Annotated in this window: 18 protein-coding genes, 1 tRNA gene and 1 pseudogene; 10 read left to right on the top strand and 10 right to left on the bottom strand. The window is 63.9% G+C overall.

The window, feature by feature from the left end; translation table 11 throughout:
- Window positions 1-174: 174 nt before the first annotated feature.
- Entirely contained in the window at window positions 175-1,524 is a 1,350-nt protein-coding gene (gene gorA, locus ASG67_RS05505) for a glutathione-disulfide reductase (RefSeq protein WP_056526722.1), read from the bottom strand.
- Between the two features lie 191 nt (window positions 1,525-1,715).
- On the opposite strand from gorA, the gene ASG67_RS05500 reads away from it, so the two are divergent.
- Window positions 1,716-2,372 carry a PAS domain-containing protein gene (locus tag ASG67_RS05500; RefSeq protein WP_056526718.1) on the top strand — a complete coding sequence of 219 codons (657 nt, stop codon included), beginning with the start codon at window positions 1,716-1,718 and terminating at the stop codon, window positions 2,370-2,372.
- Here the strand turns inward: ASG67_RS05500 and ASG67_RS18750 are convergent.
- From ASG67_RS18750 to pgi, 3 genes are all read right to left on the bottom strand, one after another.
- Entirely contained in the window at window positions 2,369-2,521 is a 153-nt protein-coding gene (locus tag ASG67_RS18750; protein WP_156460667.1) for a hypothetical protein, read from the bottom strand. The genes ASG67_RS05500 and ASG67_RS18750 overlap by 4 nt on opposite strands.
- 182 nt (window positions 2,522-2,703) lie before the next feature.
- Window positions 2,704-3,102, bottom strand: coding sequence for a DUF4174 domain-containing protein (locus tag ASG67_RS05495; RefSeq protein WP_056526715.1), 399 nt, complete (start codon window positions 3,100-3,102; stop codon window positions 2,704-2,706).
- A complete protein-coding gene (gene pgi, locus ASG67_RS05490) occupies window positions 3,102-4,592 on the bottom strand; it encodes a glucose-6-phosphate isomerase (RefSeq protein ID WP_056526712.1) in 1,491 nt (496 codons plus the stop codon). Before pgi ends, ASG67_RS05495 begins: the two co-directional genes overlap by 1 nt.
- A 154-nt stretch (window positions 4,593-4,746) precedes the next feature.
- On the opposite strand from pgi, the gene lepB reads away from it, so the two are divergent.
- The 3 genes from lepB to era are packed head-to-tail and all read left to right on the top strand — an operon-like array spanning window position 4,747 to window position 7,186.
- Window positions 4,747-5,586 carry a signal peptidase I gene (gene lepB / locus ASG67_RS05485; protein WP_056526847.1) on the top strand — a complete coding sequence of 280 codons (840 nt, stop codon included), beginning with the start codon at window positions 4,747-4,749 and terminating at the stop codon, window positions 5,584-5,586.
- On the top strand, window positions 5,583-6,251 hold the full coding sequence (gene rnc, locus ASG67_RS05480) for a ribonuclease III (protein WP_056526844.1): 669 nt from the start codon (window positions 5,583-5,585) through the stop codon (window positions 6,249-6,251). The genes lepB and rnc overlap by 4 nt, the downstream gene beginning before the upstream one ends.
- A complete protein-coding gene (era, locus tag ASG67_RS05475) occupies window positions 6,248-7,186 on the top strand; it encodes a GTPase Era (protein WP_056526710.1) in 939 nt (312 codons plus the stop codon). The genes rnc and era overlap by 4 nt, the downstream gene beginning before the upstream one ends.
- 87 nt (window positions 7,187-7,273) lie before the next feature.
- Here era and ASG67_RS05470 read toward each other — a convergent pair whose 3' ends face one another.
- On the bottom strand, window positions 7,274-8,011 hold the full coding sequence (locus ASG67_RS05470) for an NAD-dependent deacylase (RefSeq protein ID WP_056526707.1): 738 nt from the start codon (window positions 8,009-8,011) through the stop codon (window positions 7,274-7,276).
- Between the two features lie 35 nt (window positions 8,012-8,046).
- Between ASG67_RS05470 and ASG67_RS05465 the strand changes: the two genes are divergently transcribed.
- Window positions 8,047-8,544 carry a hypothetical protein gene (locus ASG67_RS05465; protein ID WP_056526704.1) on the top strand — a complete coding sequence of 166 codons (498 nt, stop codon included), beginning with the start codon at window positions 8,047-8,049 and terminating at the stop codon, window positions 8,542-8,544.
- A gap of 65 nt (window positions 8,545-8,609) precedes the next feature.
- Here the strand turns inward: ASG67_RS05465 and ASG67_RS05460 are convergent, their stop codons facing one another.
- Window positions 8,610-8,963, bottom strand: coding sequence for a hypothetical protein (locus ASG67_RS05460; RefSeq protein ID WP_056526701.1), 354 nt, complete (start codon window positions 8,961-8,963; stop codon window positions 8,610-8,612).
- A 330-nt stretch (window positions 8,964-9,293) separates the two neighbouring features.
- A pseudogene (locus tag ASG67_RS19780) lies at window positions 9,294-9,407 on the bottom strand (PEPxxWA-CTERM sorting domain-containing protein); the annotation flags it as partial.
- Between the two features lie 642 nt (window positions 9,408-10,049).
- Here ASG67_RS19780 and ASG67_RS05450 point away from each other — a divergent pair.
- On the top strand, window positions 10,050-10,961 hold the full coding sequence (locus tag ASG67_RS05450; protein ID WP_156460665.1) for a helix-turn-helix domain-containing protein: 912 nt from the start codon (window positions 10,050-10,052) through the stop codon (window positions 10,959-10,961).
- Between the two features lie 273 nt (window positions 10,962-11,234).
- Here ASG67_RS05450 and ASG67_RS05445 read toward each other — a convergent pair whose 3' ends face one another.
- Complete coding sequence (locus ASG67_RS05445; protein ID WP_235535061.1) at window positions 11,235-12,038, bottom strand: hypothetical protein; 804 nt, start codon at window positions 12,036-12,038, stop codon at window positions 11,235-11,237.
- Window positions 12,039-12,065: 27 nt separating this feature from the next.
- Entirely contained in the window at window positions 12,066-12,494 is a 429-nt protein-coding gene (locus ASG67_RS19350) for a RagB/SusD family nutrient uptake outer membrane protein (protein ID WP_235535060.1), read from the bottom strand.
- A gap of 226 nt (window positions 12,495-12,720) precedes the next feature.
- Between ASG67_RS19350 and dapB the strand changes: the two genes are divergently transcribed.
- The 4 genes from dapB (at window position 12,721) to nhaA (ending at window position 15,502) form a co-directional block, all read left to right on the top strand.
- Window positions 12,721-13,449 carry a 4-hydroxy-tetrahydrodipicolinate reductase gene (gene dapB, locus ASG67_RS05440; RefSeq protein ID WP_056526692.1) on the top strand — a complete coding sequence of 243 codons (729 nt, stop codon included), beginning with the start codon at window positions 12,721-12,723 and terminating at the stop codon, window positions 13,447-13,449.
- 10 nt (window positions 13,450-13,459) lie between these two features.
- Window positions 13,460-14,125, top strand: coding sequence for an endonuclease III (nth, locus tag ASG67_RS05435; protein ID WP_056526689.1), 666 nt, complete (start codon window positions 13,460-13,462; stop codon window positions 14,123-14,125).
- Window positions 14,126-14,171: 46 nt separating this feature from the next.
- Window positions 14,172-14,248, top strand: a tRNA-Arg gene (locus ASG67_RS05430).
- A 63-nt stretch (window positions 14,249-14,311) separates the two neighbouring features.
- A complete protein-coding gene (nhaA, locus tag ASG67_RS05425; protein WP_056526842.1) occupies window positions 14,312-15,502 on the top strand; it encodes a Na+/H+ antiporter NhaA in 1,191 nt (396 codons plus the stop codon).
- Window positions 15,503-15,601: 99 nt separating this feature from the next.
- On the opposite strand, the gene ASG67_RS05420 is transcribed toward nhaA, so the two are convergent.
- Window positions 15,602-16,429: a flagellin gene (locus ASG67_RS05420; protein WP_056526686.1), complete on the bottom strand. Its 828-nt coding sequence runs from the start codon at window positions 16,427-16,429 to the stop codon at window positions 15,602-15,604.
- Window positions 16,430-16,569 lie beyond the last annotated feature (140 nt).

The raw sequence follows: 16,569 nt of genomic DNA, 5'->3' as shown, positions 1-16,569 counted from the left end.
AGGCAACCCAGAACCACGCGCGCCACGCTGTGTTGTTGCACGCGCAACGATTAACCGCCGCAACCCGCCGCGGCAAAGCCGCGTCGTCGGACGGATTGGCCTTTGGCCATCCGCCGGCCGGGTCGGGCGCTCGTGCTGTCGCACGACCGGCGCGGGCGTGGCCGCGCCTTAGCCCTACCGCATCAGCACCAGTTCTTCCGCCATCGACGGATGCAGCGCCACCGTCGCATCGAAATCGGCCTTGGTCAGCCCCGCCTTCACCGCCACCGCGCACGCCTGGATGATCTCCGGCACGTCCGGCCCGATCATGTGAATGCCGACCACCCGGCCAGTGATGCCGTCGCACACCATCTTGTACAACGCCCGCTCGTTGCGGCCCGCCAGCACGTTCTTCATCGGGCGGAAGTCCGACGAATAGACCTTCACCGATCCCAGCTTCTGCTTCGCCTCCGCCTCTGTCATCCCCACGCCCGCCAGCGGTGGATGGCTGAACACGGCGGCGGGCACGCAACCATAATCCACCGTCGTCGGATTGTTGCCATACACGGTGTCGGCGAAGGCCTGCCCCTCGCGGATTGCCACCGGGGTTAGCTGGATACGGTTCGTCACGTCGCCGATCGCGTAGATCGACGGGCAGGTCGACCGGTTCTCGCCATCCACCTTCACTGCGCCCAGTTCGTCCAGCTCGACGCCCGCCTCCGCCAATCCCAGCCCCTCGGTATTGGGGCGGCGGCCGGTCGCGAACAGCACGCAATCGACCACGACGGGCTCGTGATTAGCGAGATGGACGGTCAGGCAACCATCCTCGTTCTTGTCGATCCCCCGGAACGCGGCGTCGAAGCGAAACTCGATACCCTTCATCGTGGAGATCTGGAGCAGCCGGTCGCGGATCTGCGTGTCATACCCCCGCAGCAGTTCCTGGCTGCGGTTGGCGAGGATCACATGGCTGCCGAACTGGTGGAAGATGCCGGCGAACTCGTTGGCGATATACCCTCCACCCGCGATTAGGATGCGCCGGGGCAGTTCGGGCAGGTCGAACACCTCGTTGGAGGTGATGCCATGTTCGTGGCCGGGGCATTCCGGGATCGCCGGATGCGCGCCGACCGCGACCAGGATGCGCTCGGCGGTCTTCTCGGTCCCGTCGGCAAGGCGCACGGTGTTCGGCCCCGTCACCACCGCGCGCTGTGGAATGATCTCGACATGGTTGTTGTTCAGCGTCTGCATATACGCGCCGTTGATCCGATCGACTTCCGCCATCACGTTGTCGCGGAGCGTGCTCCATGAAAAGCTGCACGGCGACGGGACGTCCCAGCCGAAATGCTTCGCATCGCGCAGATCCTCCGCGAAATGCGCGCCGTACACCAGCAGCTTCTTGGGCACGCAGCCGCGGATCACACAGGTGCCGCCGACCCGGTATTCTTCCGCCACCGCCACGCGCGCACCGTGGGCTGCCGCGACGCGGCTGGCGCGGGTGCCACCGGAACCGGCGCCGAGGACGAATAGGTCGTAATCATATTGGGGCATGAAGGTCCTTCCGTTCCCCGGCATGTGGCGCGGTGGCGCCGCATCGGCAAGGCTTGACGCCCCGACAGCTCGCTACCGGCTTGCCGCCATCTCTCGGGCAGCCCAAATGTCCAAAAAATGGGCATCGATCATGCCGTACTTGCCATCGCGCACCGATCGGCCCTATTCCGGTGGGGCAACAGGGAAATGAGATGTCAGTACTGGTTGGCCATTCGGTCTCGGATGCCGATGGCAGGATTCTGACGATGGACAGGTCGCTGTGCGATCTGTTTCAACGTTCCTCCGCCGAGGTGGTGGGGATGAACTATGTCGATCTCACCCATCCCGACGATGTCGTCCGCAATGTCGCCGATGTAAAATCGCTCGGGGTATGTGGTGGGCCGGTGCTGGTCCGCAAACGATATCTCCGGGCCGACGCATCAACCGTGTGGTGCGATGTCCATGTCTCGCGTTTCGCCAGTGGCGATGGCGGGCGGCTGATCGGGACCATCCACCTCGTCAATCCGGGTGCGGTCGATCGGGGTCCTGAAAGTCTGTGGCGCGTGGCCCGGCGGGTCAGCGATCTGATGGTCCAGCGGCGGATCGAATTCGGCAACGACCTGTTCGCCGATCACGCCTGGTCGATCCTGCTCGACGCCTATCTGGCGGAGGCGGAGGGGCGTCTCGTCAGCATCGCCGCGATCGGCCATAGTCTGGAGTCACCGACGCCATTGACCCAACGCTGGATCAAGGCGCTTGAATCGCGCGGATGGATCGATCGGCCAAGCTGGGATCGCGGCGCTGTTCAATTGACGGCTGACGGCCTGACCAGAATCGAACGGCTGCTGGGATCGCAGATCGTCGCTTAGGAGCTGGCGTCCCCATCCTCGATCATCCCGATGGCGTGAGCGACATAGGCGGCGGCCGCGCTTAACTGTGCGGTATCAAGCAGTTCCAGGGCTTCGGCAAGCAATGTCCTGGCACGCTCGATCTCAAATTTGCTTTGCTCGTCCGTCATTCAGCATTTTCCGTAAAGGGTAGCGCGCACTATCATTAATACGCTAGGGCTAGCAATGATTTGGCTGACGGCACTATTGCCCCGGACCGGGATTCGACCGCGTCAATTACTCGATCGATCGCGGTTTATCTTCAGACTGGATCAACTTGCTCCGTGCGGCGCGTGACACGATCTGTCGGTGATCATCGACCACCAGCACGGCGCATCGGCATCGCGTCTATCGTTCCTTGCAATTGCTCGGGCAGAACCGGATCGGTCGCGCGGAACGCAACGGTACCGTCCTTGCCGATCAGCACCACGGCGAAACGATCCGCTGGCAGGCGGTACGTCCGGCGCAACGCGGTGGCGGCATCGCGCGTGCCGGTGACACGGTCGCCGATCGCCTCGACGACGGTGACGTCGCGGTCCTCGGCGCCCTTTCGCCAACCAGCCAGCGCCCGGCGTTGCGCGATCAGCAGCGGGTCGGTGGCGGTCGCGGCGTTCATGATCAGGACGCGACGCTGGCCACGCATGTCGCCCACGCCCATCCCCGCACTTTGAGCCGCGATCGCCAGCGCCACGAGACCTGCCACCGGCAGCATCAATCCAGCCCGGCCCGCGCGATCAGGTCCGTGGTCGAGGGGTCGAACGTCTGCCCGCCCTGATCCGCCGCCTTCGCCATCTCCTTGCCCAGCTCGACCCCGAACTGGTCGAAGCTGTTGATGCCCAGCAGCACGCCGTTCACGAACACACGGTGCTCGTAGAACGCGATCAGCGCCCCCAGCGTCCGCGCATCCAGCACGTCCAGCAACAGCGTCGACGACGGCCGATCGCCCGAATAGCTGCGCGCCGGGTCCTCGACCTGCTTGCCCTTCATCAGTGCCGCGCCCTGCGCAAAGGCGTTCAGCAGCAGCTGGCGGTGATGATCCTCGGCCAGCGTATCGCCCCCCTCGATCACTGCGATGAACTCGACCGGCACCAGATGCGTGCCCTGGTGCAGCAGCTGAAACACCGCGTGCTGCGCATCGGTGCCGACCCCGCCCCAAGTGATCGCCGCGCTCGGCCGGCCCAGCGGCTGGCCGTCGATCGTCACCGACTTGCCGTTCGACTCCATCTCCAGCTGCTGGAGATATGACGGCAACAACCGCAGCCGCTGGTCATAGGCAAACGGCGCCCGCGTCTCGGCATGGCGTACCTGCGTGTAGTACAGGTCGGCGAACGCAGCGATCGCCGGTGCATTCTCGTGCAGCGCGGCCAGCCGGAAATGCCGGTCCATTTCGGCTGCACCTTCCAGCAGCTCCTCGAACTGGTCCCAGCCCAGCGCGAGCGCAGCCGGGAAGCCGATCGACGACCACAACGAATACCGCCCGCCGACCCCTTCGGAAAATGGCAGGATGCGCGTCTCGTCCACGCCCCATTCGATCGCCTTCTCCGGCGACGCGGTCAGCGCGATGACCCGGCCATATGGGTCCTCGACGCCGTTTTCGGTCATCCAGCCGATCGCGGAATTGGCGTTCAGCATCGTCTCGGTCGTGGTGAACGTCTTGGACGCGATCACCAGCAACGTCGTCGCGGGATCGAAGCGCGCGAACGCATCTTCCAGCGCGACGCCATCGACGTTCGACACGATCTCGACCTCGTACCGCGCGTCTTCACGGTGCAGCGCATCGACGATCAGGTTCGGGCCGAGCGCAGAGCCACCGATACCGATATGCAGGATTGAGCGGATCGGCCCCAGCGCATCCGCCTCGATCGCGTCGATCAACGCCCGCATCCGGGCGCGATATTGCCGCGCCCGCGCGACGCTTTCCGGATTGCCCTCGCCACGTTCGGCGGTGTGTTCGACCGGGCGGTCCTCGGTCACGTTCACATGCTCGCCGCCGAACATCTCCTCGCGCTTCCCGGCCAGATCCTTTGCCTTCGCCAGCGCCGCGAACGCCTCGGTCGCTTCCTTGGTCAGATGCGTCTTCGACCAGTCGAAATGGATGCCCGCCACATCCAGGCTGAACGTCGCCAACCGATCCGGATCGGCATCGAACAGCTCGGTTAGCTTGGGGGAGGGAAGCGCGTCGATCGCGGACCAGTCGCTCATGTTCACATCCTGACCATTGAGTGGTATTGTATCGGTATTACCCGATCACGGCATAGCTGTATCGCGAAGTCGTCCGGGGGCAAGTCCCCCATCCGCACAATTCGCCCACGCCGATGGCTACTCAGGACGCACGAGCGCGGTTATGGGTCCATCCATGGCCAAATCCGCATCCGGACCCGCACCCGCCCGCTCGGAAACGAGCGAGACGCTCCGTTTCCTCCTGAAGCTCGCGCTCGTCGTGCTGATCTTTCGCAGCTTCATCCTGGCGCCGTTCTCGATCCCGTCGGAATCGATGCTGCCCCGGTTGCTGATCGGCGACTATCTGTTCGTGTCAAAATGGAACTACGGCTATTCGCGCTGGTCGCTGCCCTGGGGCCTGCCGATCATCCCCGGCCGCATCCTTGCCTCGGTGCCCGCGCGCGGCGACGTGGTGGTGTTCCGCAGCCCGGAGCCCGCGCCCGGCGACACCGATCCCGCACACGGCGATCACGATGTCATCAAACGCGTCATCGGCCTGCCCGGTGACACCGTGCAGATGGTCGGCGGCCAGCTCGTCCTGAACGGCAAGCCGATCCCCAAACAGCGGATCGCCGATTTCACGCTGCCGCTCACCCCCAATTTCGACACGCGCCACTGCGATACGCAGTTTCAGGACGTGTTGAACGGCCAGCCGATCTGCCGCTATCGCCGTTACCGCGAAACGCTGCCCGGCGGCCGCAGCTATTCGGTCCTCGACCAGCGCGACATTCCAGAGGCGGACGACACCGGCACCTATACCGTGCCGGCCGGCAACGTGTTCCTGATGGGCGACAACCGCGACGATTCCGCCGACAGCCGCTTCGCGCCGCCGATCGGTATGGGCTATATCCCGCTGGAGCGGATCGAGGGCAAAGCGATGGTCGGCTTCTTCTCCACCGATGGTTCGGCCGAGTGGCTGAAGCCGTGGACCTGGGTGTCCGCCGCCCGCTGGAACCGGATCGGAGAGGGCTTCTGAGCGCGACCTTTCCCGACTGGCTCSCCGCCACGTTCGGCCGGCTGCCTGCCGATATCGCCCCGTTCGAACGGGCGATGACGCATGGCAGCCAGGCGGCGGCCAATTACGAACGGCTCGAATTTCTCGGCGACCGCGTCCTCGGCCTGCTGGTGGCGGAATGGCTGTGGGAGCTGTTCCCGACCGAACCCGAAGGGCAATTGTCGAAACGCTTCAACGCGCTGGTCACCGGCGCGGTCTGCGCGCAGGTCGCGCGCACGATCGGCGTCCGCGATCATCTGCGCCTCGGCAAGCAGGCGCGCGACGATGGCGCGATCGACAGTGACAATGTGCTGGGCGACGTGATGGAGGCGCTGATCGGCGCATGGTACCGCGAAGCCGGCCTCGACGCCGCCCGCACCTTCGTCCGCGCCGCCTGGACGGGCCGCGTGCAAAGCCATGACAAGGCGCCGCAGCATCCCAAATCGGCGCTGCAGGAATGGGCGGCGGCATCCGGCCGGCGTCCGCCCGAATACACGATTGTCGATCGCTCTGGCCCCGGCCACGCGCCGCGCTTCACCGTCAGCGTCGCGATCGGCACCTTCGCCACGGCGCAGGCGACGGGCGGCAACAAACAGGAAGCGGAGACCGCCGCCGCGCGGGCGCTGCTGGAAAAGGTAAGTACATGACCGACCAACCGATCCCCGACCAGCGGCCCGAACAGCCGACACCGCCGCAACGCTGCGGCCTCGTCGCCGTCGTCGGCGCGCCCAACGCGGGCAAATCGACCCTGGTGAACGCGCTCGTTGGCCAGAAGGTCGCGATCGTCAGCCCCAAGGCGCAGACCACGCGCGCTCGCCTGCTCGGTGTCGCGATGGAGGGCGATGCCCAGTTGCTCCTGGTCGACACCCCCGGCATCTTCGAACCACGCCGCCGCTTCGACCGCGCGATGGTGTCGGCCGCCTGGGGCGGCACCGAGGGCGCCGACGTGCTGGCGCTGGTCGTCGATGCCAAGGGCGGACTGGGCGCGAAGGTGACCGACATCGCCGAGGCGCTGAAGGACCGGCCCGAACCCAAGCACCTGATCCTCAACAAGGTCGATCTCGCGGACAAGGCCAAGCTGCTGATCCACGCCGAGCGCCTGAACGCGCAGGTCGATTTCGCCGAAACCTGGTTCGTCAGCGCCCAGACCGGTGACGGCCTGCCCGAACTGAAGACCGCGCTGGCGAACGCGATGCCCCCCGGCCCGTGGCATTATCCGGAGGATCAGGTCTCCGACGCCACCGAACGCGCGCTCGCCGCCGAGGTGACGCGCGAGCAGATCTACCTCCAGCTCCATGCCGAGCTGCCCTATGCCAGCGCCGTCGAAACCGAGAAGTTCGAGGAACGCGCGGACGGATCGGTCGAGATCCACCAGCAGGTTCTTGTTGAACGCCCCACCCAGCGCGCGATCGTGCTGGGCAAGGGCGGCGCCCGTATCAAGGAAATCGGCGCCCGCGCCCGCGCCGAACTCGCCACCGTGCTCGATCGCCCGGTGCACCTGTACCTGCACGTGAAGGTGAAACCCGGCTGGGACGAAGACCGCCAGCTCTACCGCGACATCGGCCTCGACTGGGTGGAATAATATGCGAACTCTCTCTCCCATCGGGAGAGGGAAGGGGTCCGCCCGGCAACGCCGGGTGGGGAGGGTGAGGGCGGCCGGATCCCTGACTCAACCCGTTGCCAAGACCTCCTCGACCCACGCCGGCACCAACACCCCTGCCAGCCCCAGCCGCGTCTCGTCGAACGACGAACTCCCCGCCGACCGCTCCAGATTCAATTCCAGCGTCGCCGCGCCATAATGCGCCGCCATCTGCACGAAGCCCGCCGCCGGATAGACCGCGCCGGACGTCCCGATCGACACGAACAGATCGGCATCCGCCACCGCCGCCTCGATCCGCGCCATCTGGTACGGCATCTCGCCAAAGAACACGATGTCCGGCCGCAACGCCGGTGCCCCGCAGGCCGGGCAAACACTCCCCGGCGGCAGGTCCCCCGCATGCGGCCGCCGCGCACCGCACGCCGCACACAGCGCCGACCGCAACTCGCCGTGCATATGCACCAGCCGCGTCGCCCCAGCCCGCTCATGCAGGTCATCCACATTCTGCGTGACGATCAGCAACTCGCCGGGCCACGCCGCATCCAGCCGCGCCAGCGCGATATGCGCCGCATTCGGCGCCACCCCCGCCAACGCCGCCCGCCGCGCATCATAGAAACGGTGCACGAGCACCGGATCGCCCGCCAGCGCTTCGGGCGTGCAGACATCCTCAACTCTATAACTTTTTGGACCAAGATAATCTTCAATTACATCCCAATAGGTTACGCCAGATTTGGAGCGGAAGGTGGGTAGGCCGCTTTCGGCCGAAACTCCCGCACCGGTCAGGACAACGATGTTGCGCGGCTTGTTCATGGCAGCGATGATACACAGAGGTTTGGGGGACCGTAATGAAGCAATTCGCGGGCGGTTTTGCGTTGGCCACGGTGCTGGTGGGAGGGGTTGGCCCATGGTTGATCAAGCGTGTGGATGACGCCCCAATCAGGTGGCCAACACCATCATTCTACGATGACGGTAACGGCTACATCCATAGCCAAGGATCGCTGATCGGGGAGGATATGAAAGGCTCAACCTTCCTCGATGTGACATGCAACCAGACCAGTGAGGCGTGCCAGATCGCCGAACTATCAGCGTTCGGCCCTTACCGTCAGGTCATGCTCTACAACGAATCATATTCGATCACTTCGTGGAAGGCCGATCAGGTGGTGGCAGAGAGTGAACCACCCGTCACCGCTTGCAACCGGGTCAGGCTGGTGACGGATCGTGTAGCCAAGATCGTCCACTACTACCGCATCCCGAACCCCGCCGCTGATCGGCAAAAATGCGCGGAGATATTTTCAAAAGACAAGGTGTTCGACTGGACGCTTGGTGAACAGCCTTTCGATTAAGTCCGATCAGATAATGTAGAAAACTCGATCCAGCGGCTGTGTCAGGAGAGTGCAGCCCGTCACTGTCAATCCCGATTCCGCGACAGTGCCTCGCTCTCCAAGAAAGCCGTCATGCGTTCGAGCGCGGTGCTGGTGAGCGTCACCTCATCCTCATCGTCATCGACCGAAACATGATGAATCTGAACGAGATGGTTCAGCCAGCGTTTACCAACCATATGCGACACATCGACTAAATGATACAGCCGACTTTCTGATGTTTTCTGGTGGGCCGATTGCTCCACGAACAGATGGAGCAACATGGTCCATGCGTGTTCATCGAAAATTTCCGAACCGAAATACCGTGACCTATGTTCACGCATCGAGAGAAGGTTTTGCGCGACCTTCGCGTGATGCACGCTCGCCGATGGTCTGTCGTTCATCTGCCTATCTGAATGACAGTTTCAAATAATTGCAAGCGAATAAGTCGCGATATCAGATTTGTGGTGAGAGTGTGGATGACGGATCGTGAGGAAATACAGTCGCTATACGAGACCCTCGTGAAGGCGCTCGCCATCGCCGATCGGATCGAAGATTTTGTAAGCGCTGCATTCCTCACCGAAATTATCGAACGGCTGCAAGCACAGTTGCGGACTGACCGGTAGATTAGGGGTCAGGCGAGGACTGCCCGTGCCTTCGTCCATATCGCTTGACGATCAGCAATCCCCGTAATGCCACCGTTGATACGCTTCGTGAGATCAGTAAAACCTGGATCAGGCGTAGGCGATCTTTGTGTCGCGACGGCGATAGCGGGCCGCACCAGCCACCATGCCAAAACCCACCAGCATCATCGCCCAGGTCGCAGGCTCGGGAACGGCGGCTACGGGCGTTTCCTCGATCTCGTCCGGAATGACCGCAAGGGTAGTGGTCAATGAACTCGCTGGCCCCACACCGGCCGCACCGTTGTATGAATAAGAGAATGAATTGAGCGTGGTCAGCAGCCCGTTGGCAACCGAGAAGCCGGCAATGAAATCCTCACTATCCGCAGCAAGATTTTCGACGCCGTCAAATTTGACGGCAACAATATTAAAGCTGGAACCGGTGCCAAAGACGCCTACCTCGTCGAAATAAAATGATTTACCGTTGAATTCAGTATAGAAATCGGTGAGCGATAGCGTTCGGCTTTGATCATCATAGCTTGCCGATAAAGTACCCTCGATCAGGTTAACCGGGCGACTGGAATCGAACGTAGCGGCAAAGGAATAGTTCGTAATTGTCACGGCGGCTTCGGCCGACATCGGGCACAGCAGCGCCAACGCCATCGCCAACTTGATCGTCTTCATAATTTCATTCCCCCCATTCGGTACACCAGCCGATCATCGGCGGGCTCGTGGGGAAGACCAGTTAGAGTAACTTTCAAGGCTGTCCACGACTTGGTGATCCGATCTGGACAACCGCACGTTCACCGTCTCTAATCGGGACATGCAACGATGCGTGCCGAGATATCGACGATGAGCAGCGAACTCCCCGTGCGAAAGTTGTCTCGGCTCGGCAACGAACTACACCTGACCGCCGCGATCGCTGCCGTGCGTCTCTTTCCCGGCCATCACGAATGGGGCGCGGTCTTCGCGCTGCTGGTGCGGCGATGCGCGGACGACTGGGTGGACGGTAAGCGGTTTCGGGCACCGGCCGCGTCCGTCCAGTCGATGTCGATCCGGCGTATCGCCGCCTCGCTGCACCGGCCCTACACTACCACGCACGCCTATGTTCGCGGCCTGCTGAAAACGGGCGCGGTCGTCGAGGTCGAGGGCGGGATCACCTTGGCTATAAGCGCCGCCTTCGCTCCCGCCACCACCGGGTTCATGACACTGGCGCATGACAGCTTCGTGCGCCTGGCCGAGGATATGAGCCACGACGTGGCATTTCCCGCGCCGATCCGCGCGCCGTCGCCGTTGCTCCGCAAGATGACCCTATTGGCCGCGTTCGATGCTTGGCTGATCCCGTTCGAATATGCCGCCGAGCCGGTGACTGACTGGACGAGCAGGCTGATCTGGACCGTCATCGTCGTCGCCAGCGTGCGCCACGTCACCGAAGACCCCGCGTTGAGCGACGCCTATGCCTGTCAACCGACCCCTGACGACATCAGGCGCCCGATCCCGCTGCGCCAGATCATGGCACTGACGGGTCTCAGTTACGGCACCGCCTATCGCCACTGCAAGGCGCTGGAGGCGCTGGATGTCGTTCGCTACGATCGCGGCGGCTGGCTGCTGGTATCCAGCCAGTTGGCGGACGAACGCATCGACCAGGGCGTGCGCGCGGTCATCGATTACTTCTGCAAGCGGATCGAAGAACTGATCTCTTATGGGTTCGATCCGTCCGACGCCGCACGGTTCTATATCGCGGGGCGGCCCGATTACGCGTCGCTCGATCCCGACCTGTGAACCGCCGCGCCGCCGCGATGGTCCTATATCGGGCGATGCCACCGATCGCTGTCCTACAGAACCCCGTCTTGATATACCGCTGGCAAGACACCCTCGCTTCGCTCTTTCCCATCATCGTTCACCCCGGCGATAGGGCCGGTTTACGCCTAACCTTAGCCTAACTTTCCAAGCGCTGGCTTGCCCGTTCGGGGACATAAAACCCCTCCCGCCGCCATTTCCGCCCTGTCCCGCGCCCCCGCTTCCATGCGAAGGGACGGACATGGCGTATGACGACTATTTCAATGCAATGCCGGTATCGGTCAGGGCAAGTATTTCAAAACCTTCATCCGTTACCCGGCGCCGGATCAGGCTACCGGTCGGCGTGTCGTAGGTCGATCGCCGCGTGATCCGCTCGACCCTATAAACGCCGTTAATCGCGGCCGCTGTCGTCTCAGATGCCATTTGCGACGATGAGGCATAACGACGACCACCGATTTGTGCGAGCATCTGCTCGCTCCATGGTGCCGTTTTCGATCTGCGCAGAACTTCCATCTCGGCTGTGCGGCCATCGGGGCGAATCCAGAAGCCAACATCGATCCACTGGATGCCGCCGATCTCGGAGGTTCGATTCGGAAAGGCGTCTGTCAGGCCGAATTTGCGCGCATCGGTATTGGCGGCAACCGTCGCGTCGGTCGGAAAGGACGGAGCCCAAAGCAGCGCAGGCTCCATCCCCTGGCTTTGCCTGATCTCCCCGGCCAGCTTCACGACCTCCGCGTCGCTCGCGTCACGGGCGGCCATGCGAAAGCGTATCACGGCAATAACGGCTTTCATGACCGGATCGATTGCTACGGGCCGTGCCTCGATCTCGTCGATCATTCGCCTCGCCCGCGCTCGCTGGCCAATCGCCAAGCACAGCGAGACTCGTTTTATCGCCGCCAGCAAAGCGGCGCGGTCCTCTCCCGCATCCAATGCGCGCCGCTCTGCCGCCTGATAGGAAGAATCGGCCTGTCCATAATGACGCAGCTTGACCCACATGTCGCCTAGGGCTGGTGTGGCGGCAACGACCGCAGGATCGCTGACGGGCAGGTTGTCGCGCAACGTACGGACGCGATTGCCTACGGCACGCTAGTAGATTTCCTGATCGCCCTCGTGAAGGGCGACCGTGGCATAGGCTTCGTACAATGCGGCGACAGGTTTCGGAGCAATCTTTGCATGATTGCGATTACGGTTCACTGCAGCGGCAAGGGAGTTCCTGGCGTCCAGGTATTTGCCCTCGCGAAACTGTGCCTCGGCATAGGCGATGGATACCTCCGCATCTCGCAGCGGCGTGCAGCGACCCTGATCGCATATGGCATGCTCTTCAGAGAGGCGCTTTCCGGTGATGACGATGTCCGAAGACGCCGCTTGAACCATCAACAGTAGCGCGAGCATCCTCACCTCGATCCAGACCTTGCTTGGGAGAACGTGATTGAGATCAATCGACATTTCAAACGAATTTGTCTGGATCGATGCAACTGTATCGCCCTGTATGTCGGTAATTGACCATCTGTGCATCGGGCACGCCATCGTTACGCTGGCATCGAAAACCCGATCGCCAAACACGATTTCCCACCTGTCCTACGCCCCCGCTTCCATGCGAAAGGGAAAGCATGATCCGCCCGACCGCATCTTCTCGACCGACCATTCTCCATGCCCGCCCGCAACCCTCGCGCGATCGCGCGCGTGTAGGATGGTGTGACTTTAGTGACTTTCCGGGCTGCGATCTCAGGGGGGTCCACGCATGACCGCGATCGGCATCTATGGCAGCGCGGGACGAATGGGCCGCGCCATCGCCGGCGCCATCGTCGATCAGGGTGCGGTGCTGGCCGGTGGCTGTGACGCCGGGGGCGATCCGCTGGCGCTGGCCCGGACCGCGGACGTGCTGGTCGATTTTTCCACCGCCTCCGCGCTTGACGCGCATTTGGTCGCTGCGCAGACGGCGGGGACGCCGCTGGTGATCGGCACCACCGGGCTATCGGCGGCACAGCATGCCATGATCGATGAGGTCGCCCGCGACGTGGCGATCCTTCAGACGGGCAACACCTCGCTCGGCGTGACCCTGCTCGGCATGCTGGTACGCGAAGCGGCGGCGAAGCTCGGTGCGGACTGGGATATCGAGGTGGTTGAGATGCACCACCGGCATAAGGTCGATGCCCCCTCCGGCACCGCGCTGCTGCTGGGTGAGGCGGCGGCGGCGGGGCGTGGGGTGTCGCTGTCGGAACTGCGCGTGGATGGTCGCGGCGGGCTGACCGGCGCGCGCTCGGACGGCACGATCGGTCTGGCGTCCCTGCGCGGCGGGTCGGTGATCGGCGACCACAGCGTGATCTTCGCCGGCGAAGGCGAGCGGATCGAACTCAACCACCGCGCCGACGACCGGTCGCTGTTCGCACGCGGTGCGGTGAAGGCGGCGTTATGGCTCGTGGATCAGCCGGCGGGCCGGTATCGCATGGGCGACGTGCTCGGCCTGTGAGGGCAGGACGGTGAAGCGTGCCGACGTGGTCGAGTTCTATGCCCGGCTGGCGGGGGCGGACCCGCATCCGGAAACGGAGCTGGCCTACAGCAACCCGTTCACCCTCGTCGTCGCGGTCGCGCTGTCCGCGCAGGCGACCGACGTATCGGTCAACAAGGCGACGCGGCTGCTGTTTCAGGACGTGGATACGCCGGAAAAGATGGTGGCGCTGGGCGAAGAAGGGCTGAAACAGCATATCCGCACGATCGGCCTGTTCAACAGCAAGGCCAAGAACGTCATCGCCCTATCGCAGATGCTGATCGACGATTTCGACAGTCAGGTGCCCGCGGATCGCGATGCCCTGGAGCGCCTGCCCGGCGTCGGGCGCAAGACCGCCAACGTGGTCATGAACGTGGCGTTCGGGGCGGAAACCTTTGCCGTCGACACGCACATCTTCCGTGTCGGCAACCGCACCGGGCTGGCCCGCGGTAAGACGCCGCTGGCGGTCGAGCTGAAGCTGGATAAGGCGACGCCGCAGCCCTTCCGCCTTCACGCCCATCACTGGCTGATCCTGCACGGCCGCTATGTCTGCAAGGCGCGCCGCCCCGAATGCTGGCGCTGCCTGGTCGCCGACCTGTGCGCGTTCAAGCCCAAGACTCCGGCACCGACCAAGGCACCGATCACCGCCGATGCATGAAAACCCTCTGGCGCCCGCCGCATCGCTTTGCTACGCGGACCCCCACGCATCCGTAGCTCAGCTGGATAGAGCGCTGCCCTCCGAAGGCAGAGGTCGCAGATTCGAATTCTGCCGGGTGCACCATTCTTTCATCGGCAAGTCCGCCCCAAAGTCTTCGCCGATCGTTCGGTGGGCAAGGGGGACTTCATGAACAATCGGCTCTTGTCGAAACGCGCCATCGCCAGCGGTTTCCGGCGCTGCATCCATGAAGAGGCGTCGGGCGGGATCGTCCTGATGGCGGCGGCGGTGGCGGCGATCCTGGTCGCCAACTCGCCACTGGCGGCGGAATATGAGCATCTGCTGCACGTCTCTGTCGGCGGAATGGGCGTCCTGCACTGGATCAATGATGGCCTGATGGCGCTGTTCTTCCTGATGATCGGGTTGGAGGTGAAGCGCGAGATGATCGCGGGGCATCTGGCGTCGTGGGACCGGCGCGTCTTGCCTGGGGTGGCGGCGCTCGCCGGCATGGTGGTGCCGGCGCTGGTTTACCTTGGCATCAATGGCGGCGATCCGGCGAACTGGCGGGGATGGGCAATCCCGGCGGCGACCGACATCGCCTTTGCGCTCGGTATTCTGGCACTGTTGGGGTCGCGCATTCCGGTCTCGCTGAAGATCCTGCTGACCGCGATCGCGGTGATCGACGATCTGCTCGCCATCGTCGTCATCGCCCTGTTCTACACCGGGCAGATCGCGCTGTTGCCGCTGCTGGCCGCCAGCGCGGGCGTGGCGTTGCTGATGGTCCTCAACCGTTTCGGGGTGCGAACGCTGTGGCCGTACATGCTGATCGGGGTCGGCATCTGGTACGGTGTTCTGTTATCGGGCGTCCATGCCACACTGGCCGGCGTCGCGGTGGCGCTGACGATCCCGATGAAAGAGGTCGCCGCGTCCGAATCGCCGCTCGATCGGCTCGCGCGGCGGTTGCATCCGGGGATCACGTTCCTGATCGTGCCCATCTTCGGGTTCGCCAATGCCGGCGTGTCCTTTGCCGGCATGACGATCCACGATGCGGTCGCGCCGCTGCCACTGGGGATCGCGGCGGGCCTGTTGATCGGCAAGCAACTCGGCATCTTTACGGCCATCGTCGCGATGGTGCGGCTGGGTTGGGCGGACATGCCGATGGGGGCGAACTGGCGTCAGGTCCACGGCATGGCGGTGCTGTGCGGCATCGGTTTCACCATGAGCCTGTTCATCGGCGGCCTGGCGTTCGCCGATGCCGGCGACGCGATGGGGGCGGTCAAGCTGGGGGTCTTCGCTGGTTCGCTGCTGGCAGGCGGCGCCGGATACCTGCTGCTGCGTCAGGCGCCGATGGCTAACGCGGAACCCCGGCGATCCGCCTGATGGATCGCCGGGGTTCGTTGGCCCTCCCTCACGAGAGGTAGGGAGGGCCGGCGCCGGCACCCTCGCATTCGGGGGCCGGTGCCGACGCCGGAGGCTGGATTACTGGAGCAGCTTCAGCACCGACTGCTGCGACTGGTTCGCCTGGGCGAGCATCGCGGTCGATGCCTGGCTCAGGATCTGCGCCTTGGCGAGGTTGGTCGTCTCGGCCGAGAAATCAGCGTCCTCGATCCGGCTGCGCGCGTCGGACAGGTTGGTGACGTTGCTGGTCAGGTTGTTGACCACCGACTGCAGGCGGCTCTGGCCGGCGCCCAGCTTGGCGCGGGCCGTGGCGACCGAATCGAGCATCGTGTCGACATTGCCCAGCGCAATCGTCGAATTGGCGGCGGTGTCGACGGTGGCGGCGCCCAGATCGGCCGGTGCGCCAATGTTCAGATCGACCTTGTCGGTCGCTTCCGAACCGACCTGGATGCTGATCGCCGCCGTGCGGGCGGTGTAGCCGGTGGTGCCGGAATTGAAGATCTTGGTGCCGTTGAACTCGGTGGTCGACAGGACGCTAGTGATCTGTGCCTTCAGTTCGGTGACTTCGGCGTTCAGGTTCACGCGGTCGTTGGTGTCGCCATAGGTACCCGATGCCGACTGAACCGCCAGTTCGCGGATACGCTGCAGCATGTTGGTCACTTCGCCCAGCGCGCCTTCGGCGGTCTGCGCCAGCGAGATACCGTCATTGGCGTTGCGGACGGCCTGGTTCATGCCGCGAATCGAGGCGGTCATCGACTGGGCGATCGCGAGGCCGGCGGCATCGTCCTTGGCGGAATTGATACGCTTGCCCGTCGACAGCCGCTCCATCGCGGTGGACAGCGAGGCGTTGGCAGTCATCGAAGCGTTGGCGGCGCGCAGGGCCGAGGTGTTGGTCGCGATAACGGTCATGGTTGATCTCCACAGGTTTACGGCTTCCCCGCCGCCCCCGAGAGCGGAGGGCCGAGCCGTCACAGCAAGGAACGACCGCCCGGCACCGGGCTTAAGGGAAAAAATTGCCGGCCTCGCCAACGGTCGTCGATTGCTTCGCC

It is taken from the genome of Sphingomonas sp. Leaf339 (genome assembly GCF_001426195.1).
Classification (GTDB): domain Bacteria; phylum Pseudomonadota; class Alphaproteobacteria; order Sphingomonadales; family Sphingomonadaceae; genus Sphingomonas.
Note: the sequence above shows the minus strand (reverse complement) of the source record. Positions and strands in the feature narration are given on the sequence as shown.